The organism is Parabacteroides sp. AF27-14, from assembly GCF_003635425.1.
Classification (GTDB): Bacteria; Bacteroidota; Bacteroidia; order Bacteroidales; family Tannerellaceae; genus Parabacteroides; species Parabacteroides distasonis.
The window spans coordinates 321,125-336,677 of sequence record NZ_QTLZ01000003.1; the positions used below are offsets into that span (position 1 = coordinate 321,125).

8 protein-coding genes and 1 pseudogene are annotated in these 15,553 nt (G+C 39.4%); 5 read left to right on the forward strand and 4 right to left on the reverse strand.

Annotated features, from left to right (window positions below; all coding sequences use genetic code 11):
- Window positions 1–21: 21 nt before the first annotated feature.
- The 4 genes from DWY79_RS05270 to DWY79_RS05285 all read right to left on the reverse strand — a co-directional run bounded on the left by DWY79_RS05270 (window position 22) and on the right by DWY79_RS05285 (window position 6,081).
- Complete coding sequence (locus DWY79_RS05270) at window positions 22–753, reverse strand: response regulator transcription factor (RefSeq protein WP_005861388.1); 732 nt, start codon at window positions 751–753, stop codon at window positions 22–24.
- 2 nt (window positions 754–755) lie between these two features.
- Window positions 756–2,315 (reverse strand): sensor histidine kinase KdpD, encoded by a 1,560-nt coding sequence (locus DWY79_RS05275; RefSeq protein ID WP_005861390.1) that lies wholly within the window; start codon window positions 2,313–2,315, stop codon window positions 756–758.
- Window positions 2,316–2,579: 264 nt separating this feature from the next.
- Window positions 2,580–5,399 carry a TonB-dependent receptor gene (locus tag DWY79_RS05280; RefSeq protein ID WP_122368961.1) on the reverse strand — a complete coding sequence of 940 codons (2,820 nt, stop codon included), beginning with the start codon at window positions 5,397–5,399 and terminating at the stop codon, window positions 2,580–2,582.
- Window positions 5,400–5,529: 130 nt separating this feature from the next.
- Window positions 5,530–6,081, reverse strand: a complete 552-nt coding sequence (locus tag DWY79_RS05285; RefSeq protein ID WP_122368962.1) for an RNA polymerase sigma-70 factor — start codon at window positions 6,079–6,081, stop codon at window positions 5,530–5,532.
- Window positions 6,082–6,404: 323 nt separating this feature from the next.
- On the opposite strand from DWY79_RS05285, the gene DWY79_RS05290 reads away from it, so the two are divergent.
- The 5 genes and pseudogenes from DWY79_RS05290 (at window position 6,405) to DWY79_RS05310 (ending at window position 15,412) form a co-directional block, all read left to right on the forward strand.
- Entirely contained in the window at window positions 6,405–7,463 is a 1,059-nt protein-coding gene (locus DWY79_RS05290; RefSeq protein WP_122368963.1) for a FecR family protein, read from the forward strand.
- Between the two features lie 184 nt (window positions 7,464–7,647).
- On the forward strand, window positions 7,648–11,079 hold the full coding sequence (locus DWY79_RS05295) for a TonB-dependent receptor (protein WP_122145181.1): 3,432 nt from the start codon (window positions 7,648–7,650) through the stop codon (window positions 11,077–11,079).
- Window positions 11,080–11,090: 11 nt separating this feature from the next.
- Window positions 11,091–12,533: a RagB/SusD family nutrient uptake outer membrane protein gene (locus tag DWY79_RS05300; protein WP_122368964.1), complete on the forward strand. Its 1,443-nt coding sequence runs from the start codon at window positions 11,091–11,093 to the stop codon at window positions 12,531–12,533.
- Window positions 12,534–12,548: 15 nt separating this feature from the next.
- Entirely contained in the window at window positions 12,549–13,970 is a 1,422-nt protein-coding gene (locus DWY79_RS05305) for a sulfatase (protein WP_122145180.1), read from the forward strand.
- A 240-nt stretch (window positions 13,971–14,210) separates the two neighbouring features.
- Window positions 14,211–15,412: pseudogene (locus DWY79_RS05310) on the forward strand (glycoside hydrolase family 99-like domain-containing protein).
- Window positions 15,413–15,553: the final 141 nt, after the last annotated feature.

The following is a 15,553-nucleotide window of genomic DNA, read 5'->3' on the forward strand; positions in this document are numbered from 1 at the left end:
TGTCGTTATTGTTCAAGTGAATTAAAGCACTTGTATGCCTTCCTCACGGGCTTGTTCCTCCCCGGAAGGAGTGATTAATTTATAACCCTTGCCGTGGATGTTGATGATCTCGATACCCGGATCGTCTTTCAACAATTTACGTAATTTCGTGATATAAACGTCCATGCTACGAGCGTTGAAATAGTTATCGTCTACCCAGATTGTCTTCAAGGCGTAGTTACGCTCAAGGATCTCATTTGCATGGGCGCACAACAAGCTTAATAATTCGCATTCCTTCGTAGTAAGTTTCGTAACCTTGTCGCCGATAGCCAACGTTTGTTTTTGGGTATCGAACAAGAAGTTTCCTAACTTGTAGAAAGGAATATCTTTCATCTTCTTACCTTTCACACGGCGAAGGATAGCCTCGATACGAAGCAATAGCTCTTCCATGCTAAACGGTTTTGTCAAGTAGTCATCCGCACCGATCTTGAATCCTTCCAAGATGTCTTCCTTCATAGTCTTGGCTGTAAGGAAGATAATAGGGATATCAGGATTGATAGAGCGAATTTCTTGTGCCAAGGTGAAACCATCTTTCTTTGGCATCATGACATCCAACACACAAAGATCGTATTTACCTTTGGTAAAACCTTTGTATCCGGCTTCTCCGTCAGAGAATAGGTCCGTTACATACCCTTTAGCTTGTAAGTATTCTCTTAAAAGCATTCCTAAATTCTCATCGTCTTCACAAAAGAAGATCTTTAGTTTTTCTTCCATAACTAACTTTTTATAAGAGGTAAAGTAATAATAAATTTTGTTCCAATGTTTCCGGCACCACTTTCAGCACGGATCGTACCTTTGTGGTCCTCAATAATTTTACGTACGTAAGCGAGTCCGAGGCCGAACCCTTTCACGTCATGTACGTTGCCTGTCGGTACGCGGAAGAAACGGTCGAATACCTTTTTCAGATATTCTTTCTTGATACCGATACCATTATCTTCCACGGAGATCAACAGCTTTCCGTTCTCGTTCCAAGTGCGTGCCATCAATGTAAGCGGAACTTCCGGGCGGCGGTATTTAACCGCATTGTCCATCAAGTTGAACAATACATTGGTGATATGCATTTCATCCACATATATATCCGATTCTGTAGCTTGCAGGTCTATATCCATTGTACCGCCGTACTTCTCGACCTTTAAAACGAAGGTGTTAGCCACGTTCGCTACCAAATCATTCGCGTCAATTTCTTTCAATTTAAGCGCTGCTTTCTGTCGTTCGAACAAAGACATCTGTAGCACTTTCTCGACCAAGAAGCTCAATCGCTTCGTCTCGTCGTTGATTACGCCGGATATATGCTTGAATACGTCCGGACTCTTCGTTATATCCGAATCCTTCAACATCTGGGCGGCGAGCGAGATCGTGGATACCGGTGTCTTCAACTCGTGCGTCATGTTGTTGATAAAGTCGTTTTTCATCTCGGATAACTTCTTCTGACGGAATACGATGTAAATCGTGAAGACGAAGGTTATCAACAGGATCAATGAGAATATAACCGATGGAACGATGAAAGTAATAGAGCTTGAGATATAATCCCCTTTCGTCGGAAAATAAACTCTCAGGTAGTTTAGTTTCGATGGGGGATCGTTCGGGAAAAGCACTTGGGTGATCACGTCAGAGGCGATCGGTTGCTTTTGGAATTCTCCGCTCTGGTATACTACATTTCCATCTTTGTTAATAACAGAAAACACAAACGGCAAGTTCAAACCGTTGTTAATAAATTCTGTTTTTAAGTAATTGTTCAGCTTTTTAAAATCTATACGTTCCTCAATCGGCTTTAGATTCGCGGTGTATAAGATGTTGTAAATCACCTCCTCTATCAGTCCACCTTGGTACTGGTAACGTCTTTTTAGTGTCTTCTGTAAATCTTTAGATGTGTTTACGATGCTGTTGGCAGACTGCCGTTTTGACAAGGAAGAGAGCGGCTCGAACTTATGGGCGCTAAAACTTTGCATCTCTATTTGTTGAACGGTTCCATTAGAATCCTTGATCTGTAATTGGTATTTCTCATGGTTGATCACTTGTCCTAGGCTTTGGGCATCCGGGGCATTTTGATACATGAAATTTGTCTCATCCCGGTTGATATCATCCTCAAGGTATTTACGGGTCTCATCCAATTCCAGATTCTTAGATACTTGGCGCAGGCTTCTTTTGACAGTCTCATTGAACTGTTCGCTGCGTGTCTTAAGTATAATGCTCACATAGTTTACCTGTAGGTATAATAACCCGGCGAAGGCAAAAGCCATAACTACCGCAAGCAACCAAATTGTCGACTTCCTCATATCAATATCTTTCTCTTAATATTGCAACAAATAACGTATGTTTTAGTTTAATATTTACACAAAAAAGGTAAAAATAATCCGTTTAAGATGTTAATAATACTTTGTGGGCATAGAGAATGTATGCTAGCTAAGCATTGAAACTCCGCTGTTAATGCGCTAGTTAGCGTTATTTTATCCTAAGTTTTTTATATATTATCCTAAGTAAAAACAAGTCCGGTGCGTTTTTTGTTGCGTACGGACTTTATAAAGTCTCCACTTAGGGGATTAAAATCGATGTCCCGGAGGAGCGCCCATCGGACCTCTTCCCCGTCCGCCTCTACCCGGCGTTTTCACGTCGCTGGTAGTGGCTCCGCCTTTGAAGATGCTGAACCGATAGATGAAGTGTACCATGAAATAACTGCCTAGCGTGTTATATTCTGAGTCTTGTATATAGCTAGCGGTAACGGAACGGGAGATATTGCTTCGTTGTTGCAGGATGTCGTAGATCTTGAAACGGAGCGTCCCTTGGTTATTCTTTAAGAAAGACTTGGAGGCTGAGGCATTCCATAGGACTTCGTTCTGTTTGAATCCGTCCCCGTAGCCAGAGTTGGTAGACCAGTTCACGTCACTCTCTATCTTGAAATTGAGGGGCAGATAGATTGTCGTGTAACCGCCGGCTCCGTAATTGAAGGTGTTTTGGTTATTTTCCTTTTGCAGAGAGTTGCTGGTGGCATTGTAACGAATATTCCCGTTTACGCCCAGATCCAGATAAGAGGAGCGGAAGTCGATACCACCACGTTCGGACAATATGAGATTCCGGTTCGTATTCTTCTCCTCGTTGATATATCCGTTGCTATTAGCGAACGAGGCCATTGTCATGGAGTTGATGGAGAATTTCTTATTCTTCAAGGGGGTATTCAACATCATACGGACGTTGCCACTATAGTTGCCATTTACGTTTTTGTAAGTGGTGGTCTTTACACCTGTCTCTTGGTTATAAGAGGTATAACTTACGATATCGTTGATGATATAACTACCGTTTGCCATGATCATGAAGGCCCGTTGTTTCTCCGGCGTGAACTGTTGGAAACGAATAAATACGTTGTTCGTATAGCGGGGATTCAAATCCGGGTTACCGATCGTGATATTCGTCGGGTCCGAGATATCCGCTACCGGTTGTAATTGAGTCATGCTCGGTTGGCTGGTACGGCCATTATACATGATACGAAGATTCGTACGCTTATCGAACATATAGTTGAATTGAGCCATCGGGGAGAGGTTGACCACCTTACGGGTTATCTTGGATAAGGTCGTGTCGCCAACGAAATTCTCGCTGCTGGAATAGGATGGGTCCAGATTCAAGCCGATCGTGTAGTTGAACTTTTCCCGTTGAGACTTGAAGCTCAAGCTGGCCCGCTGGCTGATAAAGTTATTGCGATAGCTTTGGCTGTAGGCGGAATCTAATACATTATATATACCATCAGCGTCTTGGTTGTAAACATTCTTCAAGGCTTCTTGTTTCCGTTGGCTGATGCTATAAGTGGCTTGGATGAAATTATTATGCCCGATCGGTTCTACCCACGATACGTAGGCCCGGTAATTGAAACCTTTGTTGTCGTAACGTGAGCGCTGGTCGATAATGCTATTCTTCAAGGCATCAGTCTGGTTGAAATAAACGATGTCGGAACGGTTCATGCCGTCACTGTACGAATCGCTATTGCCTCCGGAAAGGGTGGCGCTGAACACACGCCCTTTGTTATTCAGCTTACGGCTGAAATCGATGCTGGCATTTAGGTTGTACCCGTTACTTTCCGAGTAATTGCTGGATTTGTTGGTATTGACCGTATCCCGTTCGTTATCCAAGGTGGTAGCATCACTGAAATTGTCATTCATGCTATGGCTGAGGCTGAAACTCGGGCGGAAGATAAGTTGAGTCATCGTGTCCGGTTTCCATTCCAAGCGAAAGTCTACGCCAAAGTTATCGCTCTTCGTACGGCTCATCGCCTCGCTATTATCGTAGGAGGAACTATCTCCGGGAAGAATATTCTGCCGGTCGCTCTTGCTACGAGCGTCATTGTCGGAATGGGAATAACGAGTATTTCCCCCAAGAGTTAGTTTATCCGGCTTGAATTCCTTGCTGAAATTCAAACCTGCGTTTCCGGAAGAGGTGATACCGCTACCCGCTCCGAAACCTCCTCGTCGGCCTCCACCGCCTCCCATACCGGAGAACATTGTTGAGGCTAGATCGGAAAAGCCCATATTATTCGTGTTATTCGCTCCCCCCATGAACGTGATCTGGTCATTATTCACGAAACGATTGACCATGGCGTTGCCTTCATACCGATCTTTACTTCCGTATCCGCCATATGCGTTGCCAAACCAACCTTGCTTCATGCCGGGTTTCACGGTTAGGTTGATGACGGTCTCTTCCTCTCCATCGTCGAAGCCGGTCATTTGGGCCATATCGCTTTTCTTATCAAGTACCTGTAATTTATCGATCATCTTGGCCGGAAGATTCTTGGAGGCCACTTTCGGGTCATCGGAGAAGAACTCCTTTCCGTCTACCATTACCTTTTTCACCTCTTTTCCATTGACGGTGATCTTGCCTTCGCCATCTACCTCCACACCGGGCATCTTTTTCAATAAATCCTCCAAAACGGAGCCTTCGGTTACTTTATAAGAATCCGCGTTGTATTCCACAGTGTCGTTGCGAACGGTAACCTCGGGTGCCTTACCTATAACTACGGCTTCTCCCAACTCGATCGCTCCGTCGCTTAATTCAAGTTTACCTACGTTTACGGGGTTTTTCTTTCCGGTGATTTGCAAGGGTTGGTACAATGGATCGTATCCGATGAATGTGATGTGTAGTAAATAACTTCCTTTCTTTACGTTTTTCAAGGTAAAACTACCATTACGGGCGCTCACCACACCTCGTACCATGGCACTGTCTTTTACGTTCAGCAATCGTACCGTTGCTTGCTCGATGGGGGTATCACTACCTTGCTCAACGACAGATCCGGTAACATTAACACCGCTTTGCTGTGCGAAAGCCATCGGTGAAAAAAGGATCATCAACAACATCAAAAGGCACTTTCCCGATTTCATAACTATATGGATTACATTGTTTACAATTACGAAAAGATAGACAAGGTTCACTCAAAATAGTTTAATATAACTTTTATGGATTTGATATTATTAACAATCGTGCAGGCCTTTGGATTTATGGAGAGTATTCTTAGAACAAGAACATTATAAAAGGTAAATAGTCCTTCAACTTAACCCGCAATATTTTCAAGGATTGTGTAATCCTGTATTCCACGGTTTTTATAGAAACCCCCAAGGCCTCTGCGATTTGGGGATTAGATTGCTCTCCAAATCGGCTAAGTTTAAATGTCTCCCGGTAATTCTCAGGCAATTCTTCGATCGCTTTCGCGATATTCTCTGTAAGCTCGTTTACGAAATAGGTATCAGGATTCTCAAATTGATCTTTAATCTTATCATAAATCAGGCTATGTACTCGCTCATGATACAATTGCCTTTTGATCGCATTGAGGCAACGATGCTTAACAGCCATAAAAAGATAGGATTTTAGGGATATCTCTACAAATAAGGAATTTCGGTTTTCCCATATAAATAACATTAGCTCCTGAATAAGTTCTTCGGCATCCTCATCAGAAACATATTGGGAAGCATATTCGCATAGCGGCGAATAAAATTTGATAAACATCTGTTTAAAAGCGTCTTTACTTCCTAATTGTATTTGTTCAATTAAAGTAGAATCATCCATAGCACCTTCTTCATCCTTTCTTTTCTGTAAGCAAAGATATATTTTATCTTGGATATTCAAGATTAAAATTAGGGTAACCGCATCGAAATATCACTTTTAGGACATCCTTATCGCAAGATATACTTACTTTACCGATGAAGTACTACTTACTTTACTGATAAAGTATATATCCTATGGGAAAGTAAGTAGTAAAAGTCTAACGGTCTTCCGTAAAAAAAATTGATGCGGTTACCTTGGACTAAAAATGAGAAAGTTGAAAAAAATTGCTTTTTAGTTAAGGGTGTGTTCTTTCAGGATTGTCTTAGTTATAGAAACAGATAAGAATGAAAACTGAAAATAGACATATTAATTTCCAAGAGCCGGAAGGTATGATGCTTTTACGGTATATAAAGGACACAGCTTCCAATGAGGAAAAATCTTATATTGAAGCTTGGCTGGAAGCGGATGAAAATAATAAGAGGATCTTATTACAGACCGCCCGTATATATTATGCGAACAATGCGATGGAACGGATCGCTAGCCGAAATCCATTGATTGCCTACGAAAAGCTGGAACAACGATTAGCAAAACGGACCCGTTTATATTGGCTGAAGAGGCTCTCTGTCGCTGCGGCTTGTATAATTGCTATCATTGGGCTATCAACCTTATTTTCCCATAGAAAGGCTGATTCTGAATTTGGAGATCCTCAAATTATAACACTTCAGGCAAATGCGGGAGTCCGTACACGCTTTAATTTACCGGATGGTACTGTTGTTTATCTAAATTCGGGTAGTGTTTTATCCTATCCGATGTCTTATGACCAAAAAGAAAGAAAAGTATATTTATCAGGAGAAGCCTATTTTAAAGTCACTCACAACGAAAAACAACCTTTTATTGTCAGTACTTCAGGAGATCAGCATAGGGTTAGAGTTTTAGGCACGGAATTTAATATACAAGCTTATGGGGATGAGAATATAATTTCGACTACTTTAGTGACGGGCTCCGTAAATCTCGAGGTGAAGAATAAATCAGGGAATGTGAGTCATAGGACGTTACTACCATCCGAAAAAGCGATTTGCAACTTGGATAAAGAAGAAATTTCTGTGATGAAAATAAACACGATGTATGAAACCGCATGGATGGATGGCAAACTGATGTTCAAGGATACGCCTTTACCTGAGGCTTTGAAAAAATTGTCATATTACTATAATGTTGAATTTGTGATTCAGGATGCGGAGATTAAAAGCTATTGTTTAACCGGTATTTTAGATAATAGGTTGCTATCTCAGACACTAGACTATTTGAGAATATCTTCAAATATTGATTATCGTATAGAAGATATGAAGACAGATGACAGCAAAGGTACTAACCGTACTCGAGTTATACTTTGGAAAGGAAAATAAAGAAAAATGTATAATAATTAAATAATATGGGCCTATGGAATAAAAGAACAAGAATGTAGACTTGGTCTATCTAAAAAACATATGGGAAAATGTTACCAGCATCTTCCCATATGAAACAATTTGATAGAAGGTCTTTAAACCGACTAAGAAATTTATTTTTTAATCTTAAATCAATTACAAAAATATGATGAATAATTTATATTTCCAACTTGATGGAGATAAATCAACGTTTGTCAGGTTGGTATCTAAAATATCAAGAATTATGAAGTTGACCTTATTTCTTGTATGTTTATCAATTAGTATGTCATTTGCTATGACAACAAATGCTCAAAGCACCTCACTTTCTTTTAAAGCGACAGATCAATCTATAAAAGAAGTTTTGGAACTGATTGAAAGTCAAACTGATTTCCACTTCTTTTATAATAGTAAGCTGGTTGATGTCAGTCGAGTGATATCAGTTGATATAGAGGATGAAGATCTCATTTCTGTGTTGGAGAATGTGTTTAAGGATTCGAGTATCGGGTATAAGGTAGTAGGTAAGGATGTGATCTTATCCTTGAAAAATCTTAGTCAAGGACAAGATGGAAAGACCGTGACTGGTACGGTTGTCGATGAAAACGGTTTACCTGTTATTGGTGCGAATATCGTGGAAAAAGGAACTGCGAATGGGACGATTACGGATATAGATGGAAGGTTCTCTATTAGTGTTGGGAAAAATGCAGTATTGGTTGTTTCCTTTATCGGTTTTAATGTGCAAGATGTCCCAGTTGAGGGTAAATCAAATCTGACTATTGCTTTAAAAGAAGATACTCAGGCTTTGGAAGAGGTTGTAGTAGTGGGGTATGGGGTTAGTAAGAAATCTCATTTAACAGGTTCTGTTGGTTCTGTTAAGATGGATGAAGATGTTGTTGGTCGTCCTGCTGTTGAAGTGGGGCAGTCTTTGTATGGAAAAGTTGCAGGTGTGCAGGTGATAGGAGGCTCTGGTGAACCAGGTAGTTCATCTTCAATACAGATTAGAGGTGTTAATTCTATTTCTGCAAGTAGTGCTCCTCTCGTAGTTATAGATGGAGTTGCTGTTCCTGATTATGATATGAATTTGATCAATAATGCTGATGTTGAGTCTATCGAAATTTTAAAAGATGCTTCTTCTGCGGCTATTTATGGATCTCGTGGTGCGAATGGTGTTGTTTTGATTACAACCAAGAGTGGAAAAACAGAAAAACCACGAGTAAATATTAATTACTTGTTTGGTGTTCAAAAATTGTTAAAGAAAATTGATGTCATGAATAGTCGGGAGTACGCAGAGGCTTATATGGATGCCGCACAAAATGGTTGGGTTGATAGTGGTGGTGATCCTAACGCACCTAATACAATAGAGGCGCGTGGTGCATATAAATATACATGGCCTGAAGCATTTGAGCATCCTGAAAGTTTATATGATATTGATTGGCAAGATGTCGTATTTGATGCGGCACCAATGCATAAATTGGATGCTAATATTTCGGGTAAATCGGAAAAGTCAGATTACTTGATATCGGCTGGATATGTCAATCAAGCAGGAATTTTATTAGACTCTGATTATAAAAAGTACTCATTAAGTCTTAAATTGAATACTCATATAAATAAATATTTGGATGTGGGTGGCAATATGAGTCTTAATTATGGAGATCAAAAAGAGGTCTATTGGAGAACAGCAGAGTGGGCAGTCCAATATCCTTCTGTTTTCCCTGTATATGCGGAGAATGGTCTTCTTGGTTGTAATTCATATCTCCCTGGTTTCGAAAAATATAATACAATCCTTTTTAGACCGAATATGGGCCATCCTCTTTATATGAAAAATAATGATGCAAATCGGCAAATTCTAAATACGATAGGAAGTGCTTATGTGTCATTAAATTTATTACCTGGACTGAAGTTTAAATCTTCTTTTAATTATTATTTAAAAAGGAATGATTATAATAATTATGAGGCAAAAGATCATGACTTAGGAGAGGCTTATTATACTCAAGGACAAATGACAGTTGATCAAGCTAGAAAGTGGAATTATACATTTCAGGATCTATTGACGTATGATAAATCTTGGGGTAATCATGAATTTTCATTCTTGTTAGGATTTGAATTTAATAAAAATGACTATTATAAGACTAGTCAGTCAAGAAGGGACTATGATAATGATTTATTGCATGCGTTAAGTGCGGGAAAGACCGTTTTGTCTTCAAGTGATGTAATCACAAAGAATACATTGATGTCTTATTTTGCAAGAGTAAACTATAACTATAAAGGCCGATATATGCTTTCTGCAGCTTTCCGTCGTGACGGCTCCTCTCGTTTTGCTCCGAATAATAAATGGGGAAATTTTCCCTCTATTTCTTTAGGATGGTTAGTGACGGAAGAGGATTTTATGAAAAAAATGGATTGGATTAATATGTTAAAATTGCGAGTTAGTTATGGATTGACAGGAAATGACCATTTTCAAGATTATGTTTGGGTGGCGAAATTAAATCAATCTAAAATTGCTTTTGGAAATAATTTAACAACTTCATATTATCCATCCAATATAACTAATCCTGATTTGAAATGGGAACGTACACAACAGTTAAATGTGGGATTAGACTGGGGAGTGTTGAAGAGTCGTATACAAGTAGGATTAGATTATTATTATTCGACATCAGATGGACTGTTGTTGAATGTTCCAGTTCCTGCTATAACAGGTTATTCTTCTATATTTACAAATATCGGTAAATTGGAGAATAAAGGTGTTGAATTTAATATAACTACTCAAAATATTGATAATAAAGATTTTTCATGGAGTACGAATTTCAATATATCAAAAAATAAAAATAAGATTCTTGAATTAGGGCCAAGTGGTGCTTCTATGATCTTTACTCCAAGTAGTTTTGGTGGAATGCAAAAAATTAATGAGGTTGGTCACTCTGTGTTCAATTTTTATGGATACCAATATGATGGTGTTTATATGAGCCAAGAAGAGATCGATGCTGATCCAGCGCATTATAAAACTGCAAGACCTGGAGATGGTCGATACGTAGATGTAAATAAGGATGGTGTATTAGATGCAGGTGATAGAACTCTTATTGGAGATCCTAATCCGAAATTTATTTGGGGATTTACAAATAACTTTAAGTATAAAGATTTTGATTTGAGTTTTTTGTTCCAGGGTGCTCATGATTTTGCGATATATGATGATAATGCTCATCGTTCGTTGATGTATCATGAAGGTCGAAATTTTTTGAAAGAAGTTACAAATAGATGGCGTTCGGAGGAAAATCCTGGTGATGGTGAGCATTACAGATTGTCTGTAGACTTAGGAGAATATGAAAAGAGAGGATCAAGTTTGTGGATTGACCGGACATCTTATATTAGGTTGAAGAGTTTAACTTTTGGTTATACACTTCCAAAAAATATTTCGAAAATAGCAAGTTTGCAATTTGTGAGATTTTATTTTAATGCCTTGAACTTATTTACGATAACTGGTACTGATGTTTGGGATCCTGAGTCGTTTAGAGGGGATGCCTCAGATGCTTCTGCAAGAGGTGTGATGGGAAATATATATCCATCTTCTAAAGTTTTTTCTTTTGGTGTTAATGTTGGATTTTAATTCATAATGTGATGAAAAAGTATATTTTGTTAATCGTAATGGCTGTCATGGTCTCTTGTAGTGATCAGTTAGAGCTTTATCCCGAGACAAATTTAACAGAAGGTAATTATTATAATACCGAAGAAGAATTGTCGTTGGCGGCTAATGATGCTTATAGGCAATTATGTCGGATCTATAATGCGAATGGGCTACCTGATTTGTTTGGAGAACGATTCTCTGATAATGTATGTGTGATTTTTACAGATGGAGGAAATACGTATACGGAAGATATAGTGCTTCATAAAATTAAATCAGATAATGGAACAATACTATCAGCGTGGCGAACTGCTTATAATGCCATCTCAATAATTAACGATGTATTATATCGGTTGGAAAATACATCTGTCTCTTTTACGTCTGATGAGTTTTTGAATAGAATTAAAGCAGAACTTATTTTTGTTAGGTCATTGATATATTTTAATTTGATTCAAGCGTTTGGTGATGTACCTTTCTTATTAAAACCTGTTACTGTTTCTGAGAGTTATTCTTATTTGCGTGAAGATAAAAATCAAATATATTCTCAGATTATAGCAGATTTACTGTTTTGTAAGGAATATTTACCTAAGTCATATGAAGGTAAGGATGTTGGCAGAATAACAACTTATGCAGCATCTTCTATTTTGGCTAAAATTTATTTGATTCGTGGGGATAAAGATTCTGCTAAAATAGAATTAAAACGAATTATTGATTCTGAAAGATATAGTTTGGATGCTAATAATGATGGAAAAGTTGATGTTGAAGATTATGCGTATTTGTTTGCCCCATCTACAAAAAATTGTAAAGAGTCTATTCTGGAGGCTCAATTTTTGTCGGGCGTAGACAATGTAAATGCGGAACATCAAAATCAATATACTCCTTTTCTTTGGTCTTTTCATTTACCTGGTTCTTCTGACACTTTTAGAGGAGGAGGTAAAAATACTCCAAGTAAAGATCTTTTGGCAGAATATGAAGAAAATGATCCTCGTATGAATCTCTCTATTGTCCAAGGTTATCAAGATGAAGGTGCTAATATTTGGGTTGATCATCCTTATACTTGCAAGTTCTATGATCCTGATTGGCAAAACCCTGGACAAAACTTTGAGATTATTCGTTATGCTGATATTTTATTATTGTATTCGGAGTTGACAGGAGATGCAACTTATTTGAATCAAGTTCGTGCTAGAGCAGGACTTCCTTTATATGGAAGTGATTCGTATCCAAAAAAGTATAATAATTTGGCGTTGGCTGTAGAGCATGAGAGACGAGTTGAATTGGCTTTTGAGTTCCATCGTTTTTTTGATTTGGTAAGGACTAACCGGGCGTTAGAGGTATTTAATGCAAAGGGAATCAGTTTATCTGAAAATAGTCTGTTATTTCCTATACCTTTGGTTGAAAAGGATATTAATCCAGAATTAACTCAGAATCCAGGTTATTAATAATATAAGAATATTATGAGAAATACATGTTTTAATTCACTTTTGATATTTAGTGGAGTTTTGGGCTCTGGAAACTTGTTATTTGCTCAAGAGAAACCCAATATCGTGGTGTTCATAGCGGATGATGCAGGCATGGACTTTGGTTGTTATGGTAATTTGGCAATTAAAACTCCGAATATAGACAGAATTGCAAAGCAGGGAGTCCGTTTTCAAAATGCGTTTTTGACATCATCGCAGTCCAGTCCATCTAGAACCAGTATGATGACAGGTATGTTTGCCCATACGATTGGGACAGAGGATTTGCATATGCCGATCGATGAATCGACTCGTATGATGCCCTCCTATTTTAAGGAGGCAGGATATTTTACGGGCTCTATGTTGAAAACTCATTGGGGTTCCAATGGGGATAAGCAGTTTGATCGGATGATCTCGGGAACGTATCTTCCCAATGGTGGGGATTTGTCCGAAGAGACCTTTCGGAATTACGAGCGATTTATTGATGATAGTGCTGATCATCCGTTTTTTCTTTGGGTAGGATTCCATGATTGCCACCGTCCTTATTTCCGTGATGTCTGCCCTCAGGAGAATGATCCTTCAAGAGTGAAGGTTCCTCCTTATTTGGTGGATGGAGCGGATACACGGCGGGATCTGGCGGATTATTATGATGAGATTACTCGTATGGACGGGCATATAGGTCGGATGATCTCCGTCTTGGAGAAGAAAAAGCTGATGGAGAATACCATTATTGTCTTTTTGAGTGATAACGGAATGCCATTCCCCCGTTGTAAGGGTTCTTTATATGATTCAGGCATACAGACTCCTCTGGTGTTTATGTGGAGGGGTATGATCCCTGAGAATAAGGTGCATTCTAGTGGGTTGGTCAGCACGGTGGATTTGGCGGCTACGTTGTTGGATTTTGCTGGAGTACGGATGGATGAGTGCGTTTATAGTAAGAGCTTTCGCAAGCTGTTGTTTGATCCGTCATTGAGGGGACGTGATTATATCTTCTCGGAGCGGAATTGGCATGACACGGACGAGTATATTCGTTGTATCCGCACGGAGAATATCAAACTGATCTATAATGCGTATTACGATATTCCGCATGGTACGGCGATGGATTTAAGCTCTAGTTTAAGCTGGTTTGAGTTGAAACAAAATCAGCGAAATGGGACTTTGAAACCTGAACAGTCTCAGATATTCGTAGCTCCAAGGGCTATGGTCGAGATCTATGATTTAAAGAAAGATCCCAATGAGTTGGAGAATGTGGCCGATCGTCTCCCTTATGCGGTAGACTGTAAGAAGTTGGCGAAACTACTTGTGGAATGGCAGAAAGAGACAAAGGATCATCCTTGGTGGAAGCGGCGTAGACCAGATCAGAATGACAGGGTGACAGGATTCCCTATATTTCCTAGATCTGAGACGTTTTGGGCTGATTAATACCTTTGAATGGGTTGTGTGAAAGAGAGCTTTGTCTGTTTTAATAGAAAGGGGTATGCCGAAAAGCATACTCCTTTTTATGAGGGATTATTATGGTAAGCATCCGATAAGGTATACATTGTAAATTCATAAAACGACAAGCTCTTCTTGTCAGCGAATATAAAGTTGATAGGAAGAGTTTGCCATTCTAGTGTATCTTTGAAACAAAATCCATGTTGGTGAATTTTAATAAAAATCGTTATGAGAAAATGTAGTGTATTTTATGGTACTTTGTTAGCGTTAGTATTGGTGAGCCTTGGTGTAAAGGCTGATAACAATGGAAATGAAAACGTGGGACATTCGGGAAAGACATCCGAATATACAGTTGCGGCTTATATTTGGCCTTCCTGTCATGATGACCCGATGGGACGGGAAGTATTATGGCCAGAGAAGACGGGTGAGTGGGAGATCATCAAGAAAGGTAATCCCCGGTTTCCGGGTCATTACCAGCCTAAGATTCCCTTATGGGGTTATGAGTTGGATAACGATCCCAAGGTGATGGAGCGTTGGATCGAGGCCGCCACGGATCATGGGGTGAATACGTTTATTTTTGATTGGTATTGGTTCAACAATGGACCGTTCTTGGAGGGATGTTTGAATGATGGTTTCCTGAAAGCCAAGAACAACCAAAAGATGAATTTCTATATTATGTGGGCCGATCACGATGTGGCTCGTAATTACTGGAATGTACATCGTTATAAGGAGGATAACTCTCGTCTGTGAAATGGGGCGATTGATTGGCCCAATTTCAAGATCATCGTGAAGCGCATTATTGATAATATTTCAAACGCCCCAATTATTATAAGATAAATGGGGAAGCTGTCTTCTCTGTTTTTAGTATGGACAATTTGATCAAAACATTCAGTTCATTGGAGGAAACTCGCAAAGGTTTGGACTATTTCAGAGAGGAAGTTAAGAAAGCTGGTTTCCCCGGATTGCATGTTCAATTAATGACGGGTGGTGTACCGAATGCTGATTTCTTGAAGCAAATAGAGATGTTAGGTATTAATAGCTTAACTTTGTATAATTGGGGAGGCCCACATCCGGAAGATTACATTCAATGGGGAAAAGAGGCTTTCGAGCGTTTGGAGAAATGGAGCGAAGCCGTTTCTATCCCTTATTTCCCCAACGCATCTATAGGTTGGGACGATACGCCACGTTTCCCGCATAAAACACAGAAGGACGTGGTGCATTTTAATCAATCCCCAGAGGCTTTTGCCGCTTTTTTGCAAAAGGCGAAAGAGTATTGTGACAGGCATCCAGAACAGCCTAAACTAATCACGGTTTACGCTTGGAATGAATGGGTGGAAGGAGCTTACCTCTTACCGGATGTGAAGTATGGTTTCGGCTATTTGAATGCGGTGAAGGATGTGTTTGTTAATGGGAAGTATCAAGCTTATTAATGCGAGTTCGGAATAAGTTATAGCCTGAAAAAATGAATCGGCAGCTTGAAAAAGTTGCCGATTTGTTCTGTTTGTCTGACACAGGACTTCATTCGGTTAGTTTGGAATTTCGTTGATTACCTTCTGATTCCGATCCACGTA